The organism is Curvibacter fontanus (assembly GCF_054780335.1).
This window is the reverse complement of the sequence record NZ_BAAGWN010000003.1, coordinates 22,173-37,690: the sequence shown is the minus strand read 5'-3', so window position 1 is coordinate 37,690 and position 15,518 is coordinate 22,173. Positions and strand designations below refer to the sequence as shown.

15 protein-coding genes are annotated in these 15,518 nt (G+C 65.8%); 7 read left to right on the top strand and 8 right to left on the bottom strand.

The window, feature by feature from the left end:
- Positions 1–24 precede the first annotated feature (24 nt).
- The gene (locus ACYVH8_RS00735; RefSeq protein WP_460486964.1) at positions 25–321 is read left to right on the top strand and encodes a BTH_I0359 family protein; all 297 of its coding nucleotides are present in this window, start codon (positions 25–27) and stop codon (positions 319–321) included.
- On the opposite strand, the gene ACYVH8_RS00730 is transcribed toward ACYVH8_RS00735, so the two are convergent.
- Positions 318–1,370: an AbrB family transcriptional regulator gene (locus ACYVH8_RS00730; RefSeq protein WP_460486963.1), complete on the bottom strand. Its 1,053-nt coding sequence runs from the start codon at positions 1,368–1,370 to the stop codon at positions 318–320. The two genes, ACYVH8_RS00735 and ACYVH8_RS00730, sit on opposite strands and share 4 nt — an antisense overlap.
- Before the next feature lie 53 nt (positions 1,371–1,423).
- Here ACYVH8_RS00730 and cutA point away from each other — a divergent pair, with 53 nt between their 5' ends.
- A complete protein-coding gene (gene cutA, locus ACYVH8_RS00725) occupies positions 1,424–1,792 on the top strand; it encodes a divalent-cation tolerance protein CutA (RefSeq protein ID WP_460486962.1) in 369 nt (122 codons plus the stop codon).
- Positions 1,793–1,854: 62 nt separating this feature from the next.
- On the top strand, positions 1,855–2,703 hold the full coding sequence (gene purU / locus ACYVH8_RS00720; protein ID WP_460486961.1) for a formyltetrahydrofolate deformylase: 849 nt from the start codon (positions 1,855–1,857) through the stop codon (positions 2,701–2,703).
- 69 nt (positions 2,704–2,772) lie between these two features.
- Here the strand turns inward: purU and ACYVH8_RS00715 are convergent, their stop codons facing one another.
- Both ACYVH8_RS00715 and ACYVH8_RS00710 read right to left on the bottom strand, forming a co-directional pair.
- Positions 2,773–3,072 (bottom strand): BrnA antitoxin family protein, encoded by a 300-nt coding sequence (locus tag ACYVH8_RS00715; RefSeq protein ID WP_460486960.1) that lies wholly within the window; start codon positions 3,070–3,072, stop codon positions 2,773–2,775.
- The gene (locus ACYVH8_RS00710; protein WP_460486959.1) at positions 3,029–3,304 is read right to left on the bottom strand and encodes a BrnT family toxin; all 276 of its coding nucleotides are present in this window, start codon (positions 3,302–3,304) and stop codon (positions 3,029–3,031) included. Before ACYVH8_RS00710 ends, ACYVH8_RS00715 begins: the two co-directional genes overlap by 44 nt.
- Before the next feature lie 131 nt (positions 3,305–3,435).
- Between ACYVH8_RS00710 and ACYVH8_RS00705 the strand changes: the two genes are divergently transcribed.
- Complete coding sequence (locus ACYVH8_RS00705; protein ID WP_460486958.1) at positions 3,436–4,095, top strand: Rossmann-fold NAD(P)-binding domain-containing protein; 660 nt, start codon at positions 3,436–3,438, stop codon at positions 4,093–4,095.
- 231 nt (positions 4,096–4,326) lie between these two features.
- Here the strand turns inward: ACYVH8_RS00705 and ACYVH8_RS00700 are convergent, their stop codons facing one another.
- From ACYVH8_RS00700 to asd, 3 genes are all read right to left on the bottom strand, one after another.
- Positions 4,327–4,944: a hypothetical protein gene (locus ACYVH8_RS00700; protein WP_460486957.1), complete on the bottom strand. Its 618-nt coding sequence runs from the start codon at positions 4,942–4,944 to the stop codon at positions 4,327–4,329.
- Positions 4,945–5,088: 144 nt separating this feature from the next.
- Positions 5,089–6,243 (bottom strand): aminotransferase class V-fold PLP-dependent enzyme, encoded by a 1,155-nt coding sequence (locus tag ACYVH8_RS00695; RefSeq protein ID WP_460486956.1) that lies wholly within the window; start codon positions 6,241–6,243, stop codon positions 5,089–5,091.
- 11 nt (positions 6,244–6,254) lie between these two features.
- The gene (gene asd, locus ACYVH8_RS00690; protein WP_460486955.1) at positions 6,255–7,103 is read right to left on the bottom strand and encodes an archaetidylserine decarboxylase; all 849 of its coding nucleotides are present in this window, start codon (positions 7,101–7,103) and stop codon (positions 6,255–6,257) included.
- Positions 7,104–7,195: 92 nt separating this feature from the next.
- On the opposite strand from asd, the gene ACYVH8_RS00685 reads away from it, so the two are divergent.
- The 3 genes from ACYVH8_RS00685 (at position 7,196) to ACYVH8_RS00675 (ending at position 10,072) form a co-directional block, all read left to right on the top strand.
- Positions 7,196–8,698: an FAD-linked oxidase C-terminal domain-containing protein gene (locus tag ACYVH8_RS00685; protein ID WP_460486954.1), complete on the top strand. Its 1,503-nt coding sequence runs from the start codon at positions 7,196–7,198 to the stop codon at positions 8,696–8,698.
- A gap of 168 nt (positions 8,699–8,866) precedes the next feature.
- The gene (locus ACYVH8_RS00680; protein WP_460486953.1) at positions 8,867–9,223 is read left to right on the top strand and encodes a CidA/LrgA family protein; all 357 of its coding nucleotides are present in this window, start codon (positions 8,867–8,869) and stop codon (positions 9,221–9,223) included.
- Between the two features lie 120 nt (positions 9,224–9,343).
- The gene (locus ACYVH8_RS00675) at positions 9,344–10,072 is read left to right on the top strand and encodes an LrgB family protein (protein ID WP_460486952.1); all 729 of its coding nucleotides are present in this window, start codon (positions 9,344–9,346) and stop codon (positions 10,070–10,072) included.
- Here the strand turns inward: ACYVH8_RS00675 and ACYVH8_RS00670 are convergent.
- Both ACYVH8_RS00670 and ACYVH8_RS00665 read right to left on the bottom strand, forming a co-directional pair.
- Entirely contained in the window at positions 10,069–13,095 is a 3,027-nt protein-coding gene (locus tag ACYVH8_RS00670; RefSeq protein WP_460486951.1) for a PAS domain-containing protein, read from the bottom strand. The genes ACYVH8_RS00675 and ACYVH8_RS00670 overlap by 4 nt on opposite strands.
- Before the next feature lie 406 nt (positions 13,096–13,501).
- Positions 13,502–15,484, bottom strand: a complete 1,983-nt coding sequence (locus ACYVH8_RS00665; protein ID WP_460486950.1) for a methyl-accepting chemotaxis protein — start codon at positions 15,482–15,484, stop codon at positions 13,502–13,504.
- Positions 15,485–15,518: the final 34 nt, after the last annotated feature.

Below are 15,518 nucleotides of genomic sequence, written 5' to 3'. Positions count from 1 at the left end.
ACAGGCCCCCTTGGCCTTCCCCCCATGCACACCCTCTACAACTCCGACGATTACATCGTGAACCACCTGCAGGCCACGGCCGAGCCGGCCGCCACCCAGGCGGTCGAGGACAGCGACGGCAATCTGCCGACCCTGCTGCGCCACGGCTTCGAGATCGTGGACAAACGCGCCGGCAAGGGCATCTACCTGGACGGTTCCTGGGCCGAGCTGTTCCAGCAGCGCCTGGCCGAATGGCAGCGCACGACACCGTCACAGGAAGAGGTGGAAGACACGCTGGCCCAGTACACCGAGCTGGCGACCCTGCCGCTGAACATGCACTAAGAAGCTGCGACCCGCCAGCGGTACAGCGGCTCCACCAGCAGCAGCACCGCAAACAGCCGGCAGATCTGGAACACCGTCACCACCGGCGCGCCGAGTTGCAACACCTTGGCGGTGATGGACATCTCCGCGATGCCGCCGGGCGCGGTGCCCAGCACCATGGTCGCCGGATGCAGGCCGGTGCCCAGGGAGAGCAGCCACGCAAAGGCTGCGCTCAGCACGATCAGCACCAGGGTCCCCAGGGCCACCGTGGCCAGCCAGCGCGGCGCCGTGTGCACAAAGGCCGGCGTGAAACGCACGCCCAGGCTCACGCCGATCAGCAGTTGCGCGGCGCTGGAGAGCCAGGACGGGATGGCCGAGAACTCGATGCCGGCCAGGGTCAGGCCCATGGCCACCAGCATGGGGCCCATGAACCAGGGGTTGGCCCGGCCCATGCGGTCGAGCAGCAGGGACGCACCGCTGGCCGCCAGGGCCAGCCACAACAGGCCACCGACGTCGAAGCGCGCACTGATGCTGTTGAACGAGGCGTCGAGCCCGTGCTGGCCGCTGAACTGCAGGGCAAAAGGAATGAGCACGGCCACGATGAGCAGGCGCATGCTGTGCGCCGCGGCCACCAGGTCGGTGCGGCCGCCGGCGCGTTCGGCCAGCAGGGTCATCTCGGAGGCGGCGCCGATGGCGCCGGCAAACCAGGTGGTGGCCCGGTCCAGGCCTGGCAGGCGATGCGCGTTCACGCGCTGCAGCCACAGATCGAACAGCCAGCCCAGCACCATGGCCCACATGACACCCAGCAGCACCGCCCACCACAGGCTCAGCACCATGGCGCCGACCTGCGGCGTGAAGTACAGGCCCAGGGCCAGGCCGATGGTGCATTGCCCCATATTGCGCAGCGGCGCCGAGCTCCGGGTGGGCGCGCGCAGCACGGAGGCCGCGCCCGTGGCCAGCAGCGGGCCGATCATCCAGGGCAGCGGGGTGCGCAGCCAGACACAGAGCAGGGCGGCCGCCAGCGCCAGCAGCAGCGTGGCCACGGTACGTACAGAGGAAGTGAAGCGCATACGGAGGAAAAGCTGGGCGTAGTATCGCCGCATCCAACGAGGAACCCCGACACATGCGTGACGAACCCTCCCCGCACTGCGTGGTGCAGACCACCCTGCCCAGCGAAGCCCAGGCCGCCGAACTGGCCCGCGCCATCGTGCAGGCCCGCCTGGGCGCCTGCGTGCAGCTGCAGGCCATCCGGAGCTTTTACGTCTGGCAGGCGCAGGCTCACGACGAGCCCGAATGGCTGCTGAGCATCAAGACGCGCAGCGCGCTTTACCCGGCGCTGGAAGCCTGGATCCGCGAGCGCCACCCCTACGAAACACCGGAGATCATCCAGCTGCCCATCACTGCCGGCAGCGCGGTCTACCTGGCCTGGGTGGACCAGAACACCGGCTGGGGCCCCGGGCCCGGGTCAGATCCGGAAAATGGCGACAATTGAAGTCTGCGGCCGTCAAAAGCGGGCCGCAGGCATCAACCCACACTCCAGCCACAAGTGACCTTATGAGCCCAGCCTACATCCTCACCCTCTCCTGTCCCGACCGCCTGGGCCTGGTGCACGCCGTCTCCGGCTTCCTGCTCGAACGCGGCGGCAACATCGAAGAAGCCGCCCAGTACAACGACCACGCCACCGGCCTGTTCTTCATGCGCGTGCAGTTTTCCTGCGGCCAGGTGACCTACGAGGATCTGCAGGTCCAGCTCAAGCTCTTCGCCGAGCCCTATGCCATGCAGTGGAGCCTGCACACAACGGCCACGGCCATGCGCACCGTGCTCTTCGTCAGCAAGGAAGGCCATTGCCTCAACGACCTGCTGTTCCGCTGGAAGATCGGCCTGCTGCCCATCGACATCCGCGCCATCGTCTCCAACCATCGCGACTTCTACCAGCTGGCGGCCAGCTACAACGTGCCCTTCCACCACATCCCGGTGACGGCCGCCACCAAGGCCCAGGCCGAAGCCAAGCAGTACGAGGTGGTGCAGGCCGAGGGCGCCGAACTGGTGGTGCTGGCGCGTTACATGCAGGTGCTGAGCGACGACCTGTGCCGCAAGCTGTCTGGCAAGGCCATCAACATCCACCACAGCTTCCTGCCCAGCTTCAAGGGCGCCAAGCCCTATTACCAGGCGCATGACCGCGGCGTGAAACTCATCGGCGCCACCGCTCACTACGTGACGGCCGACCTGGACGAAGGCCCCATCATCGAACAGGACGTGGCCCGCGTGGACCACAGCAAGACCGTGGAAGACCTCACCGCCATCGGCCGTGACACCGAAAGCCAGGTGCTGGCCCGCGCCGTGAAGTGGCACAGCGAACACCGCGTGCTCCTCAACGGACACAAGACGGTGATCTTCAAGTAAGCGGCTGCCCTCACAAACAAAAGCCCCGGCGTCCAGCGACCCGGGGCTTTTTGTTGAATGGTTATCGCGTCAGTTGTCAGTTCTAGCCTGTGACACGGGCGCCCTGGCAAGACGCTCTGCCATGCGGGTCTGCCAGCCCGGCCCGGTGGCGCGCCAGCGGGCAATGACCTCGGCTGGCAAACGCAGGCTGATGAGCTGACGTGGATTCACAGCGCGCGGACGGCCGCCGCGCTTGACGACGGCCCGGGCCAGCATCTCGTCGGTGAGTTCGGGCAGCTCCTTGTACTCTGCAGGCTTGACCACGTGGGCATCCACGCGAGCCAGGTCAGAGCCCGAAGTACGGCGCGAGGCGGGTTTGCTCACGGTCATTGGCCTTTCGCATGCTGAAGATGTGGCGCACCGCGCCACGCGGGGTGTAACCGACCACCACCATCCGGCCTTCAAGCAGACCGAAGCAGAGGATGCGGCGTTCACCATAGTCCTTGCGCGTATCTTCCAGCTCAACGGTGAGCCCCTGGAAAACCTCCAGGGCATCCTCGAAGTCCAGCCCCCGGTCCGCGAGCGTCTTGTCACGTTTGGCCGGATCGTAGGTGATACGCACGGAGTTATTGTAGATACAAAAACATGGCCCGGCAAGCGCCTGGCCTCTCTCTTTTTGTGCGCGCGACCGGCCCGGTGCGGCCAAACAAGAGAGCGCTGGGTATCTGCGGAGAAGCGAGGGAGAATCCGCGCATGAGCAACCGAACCGTCATCCTTGCAGGCACCACCGGTCTGGTGGGCCGGGAGATCCTCCAGGGCCTGCTGGCCGACCCCACCGTGAGCGCGGTGCACAGCCTGGGGCGTCGAACGCCGGCCACGCAGCATCCCAAGCTGACAGCCCACGTCGTCGACTTCGCCGCACTGCCGCCGCTGCCACCCGCCGACGAGGTGTACCTGGCGCTCGGCACAACGATCAAGGTCGCCGGCAGCCAGGCCGCCTTCCGTGCGATCGATCACGACACCAACCTGGCGGTGGCCCAGGCGGCCCTCGCCGCTGGTGTCAAAAAGGTGGGCCTGGTGAGCGCCATGGGCGCCAACGCCCGTTCGAAGATTTTTTACAACCGTGTCAAGGGCGAACTGGAAGACGCGCTGGCCAAGCTGCCCTTCGAGGGCATCGTCATCGCCCGTCCCTCATTGCTGATCGGCGACCGGGAGGTCCTGGGGCAGCCCAAGCGGTCCGGCGAAGTGATCGGCGCTGCGATCGCACGGGTTCTGGGCTTCCTCATCCCCGCCAACTACAAACCCATTCCGGCATCTGTCGTCGCGCAGGCCCTGCTCGCGGCTGTTCCGAACGCCAGAACTCGCTCGGTCCTGCTTTCCGGCATGATGAGGCGCGACGGCATCCGTTCATGAGTGGGACGACCCGCGTGCTGCTCAACGCGCGTGAGACGACGATCCTCAAGTAGACAATCTCGACGTAGAAACAAAAGCCCCGACGCCTAGAAACTCGGAGCTTTTCGTTACCTAAGGCCAACTGACGGCTATTACCCTAGGACTGCTTGCGACCCAAAACGGGTGTACATCACGGCAGAAAGCTGACGTTCAACATCACGGATGAAATGATTGAGACTGGCTTTTTAAGCCTCAGTGCTTCCGGCATAACGGATGCGCCTCTGGGGGCGGATAGGCTATTGGATTCTGAAATATTTCTATCCATGTTGGCAAAATCTTGTTTGCCTCATCGCGATTAACGAATGCCAATCGGCTGCCAAGAATAAACAAGAACATCTCAGTTAAACGAGCTAAGAAGTCGCATCTTTCAATAAACTCTATGAGGTTTTCAAGTCGAATTTCTGGGGTATTTTCATCGCCATCCTCGTAATTTGGTGGAACTAAAACAACCTTTGAAATCGGTGGGCCACTTATGTATTCAGATATCGTAGCCCAATGAACGATGTTATTTCTTTTTGCATCAAGTCCACGTAATTGTTCGCTATATGAGTTCCAAAAGATATTGTGAGTTGAGCCGTGTCTCTTCTTCAACAACCTTTCCAGCGTTGCATTTCTAGCCCTGGCGTTATTCATTTTGAAGAATGACACCCCTGCGAAATCTCTAGAGGTTCCCATTAAATGAGCAAAAAGACTAACCAATGAATTTTCCAGGAAAGCATATGCAGCAAGGCATTGCCCTCTAATCAGAGTGAATTCCCTGTATGTTTCATCTCGACTCAATAAATCTTCTGATAAAAAATGTTTTTGCATGGCGATGGGCCGCTTTCTGGGAACAATTCGGATGACTGATTCTGGCCGACAACAGCCCTTTATCAGCAGAAGGTCGACTACGGCTCACAAGTAAAAAGCCCCGACTCTCTCGAGTCGGGGCTTTCTTATTTGGAGCGAAGAAAATCAGGCCGCCTGCGCCACCTTCTCCACATACCCCAATTTATCCAGCGCAGCGGCCAGCTGGGCCACGCTGCGGTCGGGGTTGTGCAGCTTGTCCAGGCCGAAGAGGCCAATGCGGAAGGTGCTGAAGTCGGCGGGTTCGTCGCACTGCAGGGGCACGCCGGCGGCGGTCTGCAGGCCCTGGGCCAGGAATTTCTTGCTGTTCTGGACTTCGGGGTCGGTGGTGTAGCTCACGACCACACCCGGGGCCTTGAAACCCTCGGCGGCCACGCTGACGAAGCCACGGGCCTCCAGCAGATCGCGCACCTTGGTGCCCAGGGTGATCTGCTCCTGCTTGACTTTCTCAAAGCCGTAGGCCTTGGTCTCGCGCATCACCTCGTCCAGGCGCCCCAGAGCGTCGGTGGGCATGGTGGTGTGGTACATATGGCCGCCGTTTTCATAGGCCTCCATGATCTGCAGCCACTTCTTGAGGTCGGCCGCAAAGCTGGTGCTGGTCGTGCCGTCGATGGCCTTGCGGGCGCGCTCGCTGAGCATGACCATGGCGCAGGCGGGGGAACCGCTCCAGCCCTTTTGCGGGGCGCTGACCAGGATGTCCACGCCCGTAGCCTGCATGTCCACCCACAGGCAGCCGGAGGCGATGCAGTCCAGCACAAAGAGGCCGCCCACGTCATGGACGGCGTCGGTCACCTTCTTCAGGTAGTCGTCGGGCAAGACCATGCCGGCTGCCGTTTCGACGTGCGGGGCGAAGACCACGTCGGGCTTCTCGGCCTTGATGCGGGCCACGACTTCATCGACCGGGCAGGGGATCCACTGGGCCTGGGAGCCCGTGCCGACACGACGGGCCTTGAGCACGGTGGAGCTGGCCGGGATGTTGCCCATCTCGAAGATCTGGGTCCAGCGGTAGCTGAACCAGCCGTTGCGGATGACCAGGGTCTTCTTGCCGGTGGCGAACTGGCGCGCCACGGCTTCCATGCCGAAGGTGCCGCTGCCGGGCACCAGCACCGAGGACTTGGCTTTGTAGACTTCCTTGAGGATGCCGGAGATGTCCCGCATCACGCCCTGGAAGCGCTTGGACATGTGGTTGAGCGCTCGGTCGGTGTAGACCACCGAGAACTCGAGCAGTCCATCGGGATCCACGTTGGGCAGAAGTGCGGGCATAAAAACTCCGTTTAAGACAGTGAATCGGCCATTTTCTCACCAAGCCGGATCGGGCGGGCGGGTGTCCAGTCGGGGTTAAACCGGATGGCGGTGTTCGGCCACAGCATCACGACGGTGGAGCCCAGCAGGAAACGGCCCATTTCGGCCCCCTGGGCCAGGGTGATCCCCTGCCCCTGGTAGTGCCATTCGGTCACAACCGGCCGGCGCGGCGGGTTGACCACGCCGTGCCAGACCGTGGCCATGCTGCCCACGATGGTGGCGCCCACCAGCACCAGCACCATGGGGCCGCGCGCCGTGTCGAAGACGCAGACCACCCGCTCGTTGCGGGCGAAGAGGCCGGGCACACCCCGCGCCGTGGTGGGGTTGACCGAGAACAGATCCCCCGGCACGTAGATCATGCGGGTCAGCGTGCCCTCGCAGGGCATGTGGATGCGATGGTAGTCGCGCGGGCTCAGGTACAGGGTGGCGAAATGGCCGTTCTCGAACTGCGCGGCCAGCGTGGCATCCCCACCCACCAGGGCCGTAGTGCTGTAACGGTGGCCCTTGGCCTGGAAGATCTGGTCGCGCTCGATCGCACCGAACTGGCTGATCGCGCCGTCCACGGGGCAGACCCAGGAGGCCTGCGCCAGGGGGCGGGCCCCGTCCTTGAGGGCGCGTGTGAAAAAGGCGTTGAAGCTGGCGTAGCTGGCCGGATCGGACTTGGCCGCCTCGGCCATGTTGACGTCGTAGCGGCGGATGAAACGGCGGATGATGCCGGTGGTGATGGCGCCCATCTCAGAGCCGGCGACCAGACCGGAGAAGGCATTGATGGCTTTTTTCGGCAGCAGGTACTGCGGCAGCACGGCAAGACGATCGGACATGGGCAGCTACCGCAGGAGCATGAGTGGGGAAGAGGCAAATTATAGGGAAGCGGGTAGAGCGCCGGGCCTGGGCTGGGCCTAGAATGGCCGGCATGAACGCCCCTGCCTCGGCCCCCCAGATCGACGCCCTGCAGCGCAGCCAGCGCCAGGCCCAGGTCGTGCACGCCCTCTCGGCCGTGCTGCCGGCCCATGCCCTGCTCTGGCAGGCCGAAGACACCACCCCCTACGAGTGCGACGGTCTCACGGCCTACCGCCAACGCCCCCTGGTCGTGGCCCTGCCCGAGACCGAGGTGCAGGTGCAGGGTGTGCTCAAGGCCTGCCATGCCCTGGGCGTGCCCGTGGTGGCGCGCGGCGCGGGCACCGGCCTGTCGGGCGGGGCCATGCCCAACGCCATGGGCGTGACCCTGTCGCTCGCCAAGTTCAACCAGATCCTGAAGATCGACCCCGTCAGCCGCACCGCCCTGGTCCAGGCCGGCGTGCGCAACCTGGCCATCAGCGAGGCCGCCGCGCCCCACAAGCTCTATTACGCGCCCGATCCGTCGAGCCAGATCGCCTGCACCATCGGCGGCAACGTGGCCGAGAACTCGGGCGGCGTGCACTGCCTCAAGTACGGCCTGACCGTGCACAACGTGCTCAAGGTGCGCGGCTACACGGTGGAGGGGGAGCCCGTCGAATTCGGCAGCGAAGCCCTGGACGTGCCGGCTTACGACCTGCTGAGCGTCTTCATCGGCAGCGAAGGCATGCTGGCCGTGACCGTGGAAGTGACGGTCAAGCTGGTGCCCAAGCCCCAGCTGGCGCGCTGCATCATGGCCAGCTTCGACGACGTGCGCAAGGCGGGCGACGCGGTGGCCGCGGTGATTGCCGCGGGCATCATCCCGGCCGGGCTGGAGATGATGGACCAGCCCATGACAGCGGCGGTGGAAGATTTCGTGCACGCCGGTTACGACCTGAGCGCCGCCGCCATCCTGCTGTGCGAAAGCGACGGCACACCCGAAGAGGTGGAGGAGGAGATCGGCCGCATGAGCGAGGTGCTGCGCCAGGCCGGCGCCACCGCGATCGCGGTCAGCCGCGACGAGGCCGAGCGCCTGAAGTACTGGAGCGGGCGCAAGAACGCCTTCCCGGCCAGCGGCCGCCTCGCGCCCGACTACATGTGCATGGACTCGACGATTCCACGCGCGCGCCTGGCTGACATCCTGCTGGCCATCCAGGAGATGGAGGGCAAGTACGGCCTGAAGTGCCTCAACGTCTTCCATGCGGGCGACGGCAATCTGCACCCGCTGATCCTCTTCGATGCCAACGACCCCGACCAGCTGCACCGCTGCGAACTCTTCGGCGCCGACATCCTGGAGACCAGCGTGGCCATGGGCGGCACGGTCACGGGTGAACACGGCGTGGGCGTGGAAAAGCTCAACTCCATGTGCGTGCAGTTCTCTGCCTCCGAAAACGAGCAGATGCTGGGTCTGAAACGCGCCTTCGACCCGCAGGGCCTGCTCAACCCCGGCAAGGTCATCCCCACGCACAACCGCTGCGCCGAGTACGGCAAGATGCTGGTGCGCGCCGGCCAGATCAGCCACCCCGACCTGCCGCGGTTCTGATATGACGCACCCCCAGGCTACGCGCACTTCGTGTCGCTTCGCCACCCCCCTTGCAGGGGGCAACGCCAGCGGCCCGGCAAAGCCGGTTCCACGGCGTTCCCCGCTTGGCCCGCTTCAGACGTCGCCGGTGCCACAAGGGCTCTGACAAGCTTCACCCGAGCCACTGAAATGAACGCCCTGCGCGGATTTGCCTGGCTGCTGGTGCTGCAATCCGCCGGGGAACTGCTCGCACACGGCCTGCGCCTGCCCTTCCCCGGCCCGGTCGTGGGCCTGGTGCTGCTGCTCGCCGCGCTGCGCTTCGAAGCCGTGCGCACGCCGGTGGCCGCCTGCGCGGACTTCCTGCTGGCCCACCTCTCGCTGCTCTTCGTGCCGGTGGGTGTGGGCGTGATGACGCACCTGGGCCTGATCGGCGAATACGGCCTGCGCATGCTGGTCGTCATCGGGCTCTCGACCTGGATCGGCCTGGCCGTCACGGCCCTGGTGCTGCGCGCGCTGATGCGGCGCCAGCCCCGGCAGGACAATTGAGACTTTCATCAATCATGACGGGCACCTCACGCCCGTTCGCCCTGAGCTTGTCGAAGGGCTTCGACAAGCTCAGCCTGAACGGCAAGGTGTCATGAATAAAGAAAAAATCAATAGGACACCATGCAGAACTTCGTCCAGCTCTGGGTCTACCTTTCCAGCACGCCGCTGTTCGGCCTGACGGCCACCATGGCGGTCTACGTGCTGGCCCATGCCTTCTACACCCATCGCCGCCAGGCGCCCTGGGCCAACCCGGTGCTGTGGACCGTGCTGGTGATCGCGGCCGTCCTGCTCGTCACCGGCGTGCCCTACCCGACCTATTTTGCGGGCGCGCAGTTCATCCACTTCCTGCTCGGGCCCGCCGTGGTGGCCCTGGCCTGGCCGCTGTGGCAGCGGCGCGTGGAGTTGCGCGCGCGTTGGGTGCGGTTGCTGCTGGCCGCGCTCATCGGCGGCGCGGCGGCGGCCGGCTCGGCCTGGCTGCTGGGCCAGGCCTTCGGTCTGCCGGCCGACGTGGTGCAGTCGCTCACCACCAAGTCGGTCACGGCGCCGGTGGCCATGGGCGTGGCCGAGAAGATCGGCGGCATCCCGGCGCTGGCGGCGGTGTTCGCCGTGCTGACCGGCATCATCGGCGCCCTCAGCGGCAAATACCTGTTCGAGCTGCTGCGCATCCCCACCACCCAAGCCGGCTGGATGGCGCGCGGCTTTGCCCTGGGCACCACCTCGCACGGCCTGGGTGCGGCGCGCGCGCTGCAGGTCAACGCCGACGCCGGCGCCTACGCCGGCCTGGCCATGGGCCTGCAGGTGGTGCTGGCCTCGCTGCTGATCCCGCTGGTGTTCCGGCTCTGGGGCTAGGCAGGGCCTGTTTCTTCCTCTTCCATTCGGTAGCGGTTGCGCCCCGCGCCCTTGGCTGCGTACAGCTGCTCGTCGGCGCGACGCATCAGATCCTGCGGCAAGACGCGCCCTGCGCCGGCCTGCATCTGCACGGTCACGCCGATGCTGGTGGTGACGGACACGCTGCGCTCGTCCAGGGCGAACGGCTCCTGCATGGCTTGCACGATATGGGCCGCCACGCGCGCCGCGGGCTGCGGGCTGTCGAGCTCCTCGAGGAGGATCGCGAACTCGTCGCCGCCCAGCCGGGCCACCGTGTCGGTGGCGCGCAGGGACTTGGAGAGCCGGCCGCCGAAGCCCTGCAACAGCAGGTCTCCCACCAGATGGCCCAGGCTGTCGTTGATCTGCTTGAAGTGGTCGATGTCCAGGTACATCACGGCCAGGCCGGTCTGCCGGTCCTGGGCGTGACGCAGCGCCCCGCGCAGCCGGCTGTCAAAGCCCGCGCGGTTGAGCAGGCCGGTGAGGGGGTCGCGCTCGCTCAGAGCCAGCAGGCGGCGCTCCTCCAGCTTCTGGCCCGTGGTGTCGATGACGATGCAGACAAAGCCGACGACGCTGTGGCCGTCCTCGGCGAACTGCGGCACGTAATCGGAGCGGTAGCTGCGGTAGCCCTCGGCCGTGGTCAGTTCACCGTCGAAGCTGACGGCCTCGCCCTGCAGCGCCCGCAGGACGAAGGGCTCGACTTTCTGGTAGGCCGCATCGCCCAGCATCTCGCGCACCGTGCGCCCGTACCAGGCCTGGCGCGGCCGGGCAAAGGCCTGCTCGTAGGCCTGGTTGACGAAACGATAGCGCTGCTCATGGTCCACGAAGGACACGCGCATGGGCATGCGGTCCGTGATGCTGGTGAGCAGCCTTTCGTTCTGGTGCAAGGCGGCCTCGGCCTGGCGCGCGGCCGTGATGTCCAAGCCCAGGGTGTAGAAACCCAGCACCGCGCCGGTCTGCGCATCCTTGCGCGGCACCAGGTGGAACTGCACCAGACGCACGTCGGCCACTTCCGAGATCTGGCGCTCGTACTCGACCTCTTCGCCGCGCAGGGCCGCCTGCAGCCTGGGCATGACGGCCTCGACCACCGCTTCGGGGAAGAGCTGCTCGACCCGCTGGCCGATGAGGGTCCGGCGGTCCAGGCCCATCCATTGCTCGTAACGGCGGTTCACGAAACGGAAGCGCAGATCGGCCCCGGTCTCGGCGATCAGGGCGGGCACGTTGTCCGCGATATCGCGCAGCCGCTGCTCGCTGGCCTGCAACTGCTGCTTGGCCAGCTTGTCGCTCGTGATGTCCCGCAGGATGGCCGAGAAGTGCTGGACGCTGCCATCCGGGGAGCGGTGCGCGATCACCAGATGGCTCAGGACGCGCTCATCGCCCTGGGCGTCGCGGGCCGCGGTCTCGCCCAGCCAGTAGCCCTGCCGCAAGGCCGTGGGCAGCACCTCGCGCTCGCGGCGCGCGAATTGCTCCGGCCCCAGGATGCTCCGCAGGCTCAGGGCGCCCAGGGGCGCCTGCAGCGCATGGCCGATGAAACGGCGAAAGGCCGGGTTCGCGTAAAGGCAGTTGCCGTCCCGATCGCTCTGCACCACGAGGTCGGTGCTGAGCTCGAAGACCTCCGTCAGCATGCGCTGCGCCTTCTGGTTGGCACGCCGCTCGGTGACGTCTTCCACCGTGCCGCTGCAGCCCTGCACCGCGCCGTCGACCACGATGTCGGCGCGCCGCACCTTGAGCAGCAGCTCGCGGCCATCGGCGCGGTGCAGCGTGTGCTCGCCCTCGGACAGGTAGGCCGGCAAGGCCATCTGGGCCGCCAGCGCCGGGGCCAGGCCCGCGGAGAAGGACCCATCCTGGATCGGCAGGTCCTGCGCGACGCCATGGATGCGGCGCCAGGCCTCGTTCACCGCCACCAGGCGGCCCCGGGCGTCGGTGCGGAACTGGCCCAGGGGGGAGGCATCCCCGGCGGCTATGAGCATGGCGGCCGCCCGGTGCCGTTCATGCTGGACCCGGTGCAGGCGCCAGGAGAAAAACAGGCCCAGCACGGTGATCAGCGCCACCACCCCGACGATGATGCCGCGGCGTTCGTAGTAGTGGGCCAGCACATCGTCCACATTGCGGCTCACGATCACGATCAGCGGATAGTCGTTCAACTGCTCGAAGTTCTGCAGGCGCGGCGGGTTGTTGGTCAGGCTGCCGTCCGTGATGAAGGCGCCGCGCGCCTGCTGGCGCATGAGCGCAAACCAGGGCTGGTCCGAGAAATCGCGGCCGATGAGCCTGGCCTCGAAGGGCGTGCGGGAGAGGAACACGCCGTCGCGCCGCATCAGCGACACCGCGCCCGCGGGCTGCACGCGAAACTGTTCGTGGAAGGCCTGCAGGCGGTCCAGCTCGATCGCGGCAAACACCACCTGCATGCCCCCCACCGGCTTGCGCAGGCGCATGGAAACCGGGATGCCCCATTTGCCGGTCACGCGGCTGAGCACCGGATCGCCGATGTAGAGCTGGCCGGCGTCGAGCTTCAGCGCTTCGCGGTAGTAGGCCCGGTCGCTGACATCGGCCAGCGGCCGGCCGTCGCGTGTGGGCAGGTAGTGCAGCTGCCCCCGGGTCGAGACCATGCGCGGATCGATCAGCCCGGCCGAGGACTTGCGCATCTCCTCCACCAGGCTGATGAAGCCGGGGTCGCGCAGCGGGTCGATGCCGGGGCGGTCCTGCAGCCAGCGGTCCACCACGCGCAGATTCGTCTCGACCGAGCGGAGCACGCTCTCGGTATGCTGCGCCACGGCGCTGCGCAGATAGCCCAGCTCACGCTGCGCATCATTGACCAGGCGCTGCTTCTGGAACGCCGAGACGCCGATGACCAGGCCCCAGAGCGTCAGCAGGATCAGGCCCACCAGGCTGTACAGGCCCAGCCCCTCGGTCCGCCAGAGCCGCCGCTGCGCTCGCCCGGAAGCAGTCCTCAGGAACGGTGAATCGGAGGGCTTGGGCTCGGACGGAGCGTGATCCGGGAACAGGGACATAGATAGGCAATACGGCTCAAAACTGTCACTCCCCATTTTTATTTTTTCCGGACCCGACATCGGCCATGCCGGCACTCGCCCGACGACCGGGGACATCGTCGGGTGAGTTTAAAAGCTTTCCTCGCCCCGCAGGCGTCATTTTCACGTCAGCAAGTCAGGCATCGCACTGGTACAAAACCGCCGGATCCTTTTGCCCTCCCGGAGTGTTGTCATGAATCTCAAACGCCGCACCCTGGGCCAGGGCCGCCGCCCTGCTCATGGCCGGCCTCCCGCCCGGCGGCGGCGCCGACGCCATCGCGCGCGAGCGGCCCGAGCACAGCCGCCGGAACGTCCTTCCTGTACGTGAGGATGGCGCGCACCGCCCAACGCGGCGATCGGGTCGCGCAGCAGATTGATTCGCGAGTTCTCAGCGCGTCAGTTTGAAGACGCTGACGGCCTGCACCAGTTCCTGGGCCTGGTTCTTGAGACTGGACGCCGCAGCGGCCATCTCTTCCACCAGCGCGGCGTTCTGCTGCGTGGTCTGGTCCATGTTGGAGACGGCCTCGCCGATCTGCGCCACGCCGGCGCTCTGCTCGCCGCTGGCGGTGCTGATCTCGCCCATGATGTCGGTCACGCGCTTGATGGCCGTGACGACTTCGTTCATGGTGGCGCCGGCCTGATCGACCAGGGCGCTGCCCTGCTCCACCCGCTCCACGCTGTCGGTGATCAGGTTCTTGATCTCCTTGGCCGCCTCGGCGCTGCGCCCGGCCAGGCTGCGCACCTCGGAAGCCACGACGGCGAAGCCACGCCCCTGCTCACCCGCGCGTGCGGCTTCGACCGCGGCGTTGAGCGCGAGGATGTTGGTCTGGAAGGCGATGCCGTCGATCACGCTGATGATGTCGTGGATCTTGCGCGCGCTGATGTTGATGCCTTTCATGGTGTCGACCACCTGGGCCACCACCTCACCGCCCTGCACCGCCACGGTGCTGGCGCGCTGGGCCAGCTGGTTGGCCTGGCGTGCGTTGTCGGCGTTCTGGCGCACGGTGGAACCGAGTTGCTCCATGGAAGCCGCCGTTTGTTCGAGTGCGCTGGCCTGGCTTTCGGTGCGCGACGAAAGATCGGTGTTGCCCTGGGCGATCTCGGCGCTGGCCGTGGCCACGCCCTCGCTGCCCTGGCGCACGGTCTGCACCACCTCGGCCAGGCCGCTGCCAACGCGGTTCATCGAACTCATGAGCTGACCCAACTCGTCACCCCGCGTGTTGTCCACGCGCACCGTCAGGTCGCCCCCGGCCAGAGCGTCGGCGATGGCCTTCGCCTGCCCCAGGGGCCGGATGACGGTGCGCCGGATCAGGACATAAAGCGCACCCGAGATCAGCAACACCATGGCCACGCCCATGAGCGCATAAAGCAGGCGCTGGCTGCGTACATCGGCGGTGAACTCCTCGACATAAGTGCCCCCGGCGATGACCCACTCCCAGCCCGGGAAGTGGACAAAGGCCGCAACCTTGTCGCGCGCCTGCGTCTCGCCCCGCTCCTTGTCAAGCCAGGGGTAGTGGATGACACCGTTCTTGCGCTCCAGGATTTCCTTGAGGAATTCGCGCCCGCTGGCGTCCTTGCTGTCGAGCAGGATCTTGCCTTCGGAGGCCGGGTGGATGATGAAACGGCCGTAGCTGGGGCCGGGCCGCGAATCCATGACGTAGAAGTAGCCGGTTTCGCCGATCTTGAGGCTGCGGATGGTGGTCTTGAGCTGGTTCAGGTAATCGCTGTAGTCCAGCCCGATGAAGGACAGACCGATGACCTGGCCCTGCGCGTTGCGGATCGGGTCGTACTGGGTGATATAGGGCTTGCCGAACAGCACGGCCGGCCCGGCGTAGGTCTTGCCCTCCAGCGTGGCCTTGTAGCCGGGATGGGCCTGGTCCAGCAGGGTGCCGATGGCGCGCTCGCCCTTGTCGTTCTTGAGCGAGGTCGTGATGCGGATGAAATCCTGGCCGGTCTTGGCAAAGACCGTGGCCACGGCCCCGGTGCCCGACGTGAAACCGTCGGCCGTCTCGAAGTTCATGTTGAGCACCCGCCCGTCCAGCTTGAGCGTGGGCGCGGGTTTGCCGTTGACCTCGGTGATCGCGGGATCGAGCTCGAACTGCCCCTTGAGACGGGCCTGGAAAGCCTGGGCCAGCGCGGCCGCGCGCACGCGCAGATCCTTGTCCGAGGCGTCGATGAGGTCCGCGATGAGCCGGGTCTGGATGTTCAGATCCGCGACCCCACGCCGCTCGAAGGAACGCATCGTCGAATAACTGATGGTCATGACAAAAATCAGGAATATCAGGCTGATGATCACAAAGATACCGATCGCCAGCCGGATCGACAGGCTCAGGTTGAGCCAGCGAGCCATGAGACCTTGTGCGGGTTGCATCACACCTCCTCGAGAGTTGTTGAATCCATAGGAG

Excerpts from the sequence above, each read along its gene's own strand:
- ACYVH8_RS00735 (WP_460486964.1), top strand. The coding sequence starts at position 25 with ATGCACACCCTCTACAACTCCGACGATTACATCGTGAACCACCTGCAG.
- ACYVH8_RS00730 (WP_460486963.1), bottom strand. The coding sequence starts at position 1,370 with ATGCGCTTCACTTCCTCTGTACGTACCGTGGCCACGCTGCTGCTGGCG.
- cutA (WP_460486962.1), top strand. The coding sequence starts at position 1,424 with ATGCGTGACGAACCCTCCCCGCACTGCGTGGTGCAGACCACCCTGCCC.
- purU (WP_460486961.1), top strand. The coding sequence starts at position 1,855 with ATGAGCCCAGCCTACATCCTCACCCTCTCCTGTCCCGACCGCCTGGGC.
- ACYVH8_RS00715 (WP_460486960.1), bottom strand. The coding sequence starts at position 3,072 with ATGACCGTGAGCAAACCCGCCTCGCGCCGTACTTCGGGCTCTGACCTG.
- ACYVH8_RS00705 (WP_460486958.1), top strand. The coding sequence starts at position 3,436 with ATGAGCAACCGAACCGTCATCCTTGCAGGCACCACCGGTCTGGTGGGC.
- ACYVH8_RS00700 (WP_460486957.1), bottom strand. The coding sequence starts at position 4,944 with ATGCAAAAACATTTTTTATCAGAAGATTTATTGAGTCGAGATGAAACA.
- ACYVH8_RS00695 (WP_460486956.1), bottom strand. The coding sequence starts at position 6,243 with ATGCCCGCACTTCTGCCCAACGTGGATCCCGATGGACTGCTCGAGTTC.
- asd (WP_460486955.1), bottom strand. The coding sequence starts at position 7,103 with ATGTCCGATCGTCTTGCCGTGCTGCCGCAGTACCTGCTGCCGAAAAAA.
- ACYVH8_RS00685 (WP_460486954.1), top strand. The coding sequence starts at position 7,196 with ATGAACGCCCCTGCCTCGGCCCCCCAGATCGACGCCCTGCAGCGCAGC.
- ACYVH8_RS00680 (WP_460486953.1), top strand. The coding sequence starts at position 8,867 with ATGAACGCCCTGCGCGGATTTGCCTGGCTGCTGGTGCTGCAATCCGCC.
- ACYVH8_RS00675 (WP_460486952.1), top strand. The coding sequence starts at position 9,344 with ATGCAGAACTTCGTCCAGCTCTGGGTCTACCTTTCCAGCACGCCGCTG.
- ACYVH8_RS00670 (WP_460486951.1), bottom strand. The coding sequence starts at position 13,095 with ATGTCCCTGTTCCCGGATCACGCTCCGTCCGAGCCCAAGCCCTCCGAT.
- ACYVH8_RS00665 (WP_460486950.1), bottom strand. The coding sequence starts at position 15,484 with ATGCAACCCGCACAAGGTCTCATGGCTCGCTGGCTCAACCTGAGCCTG.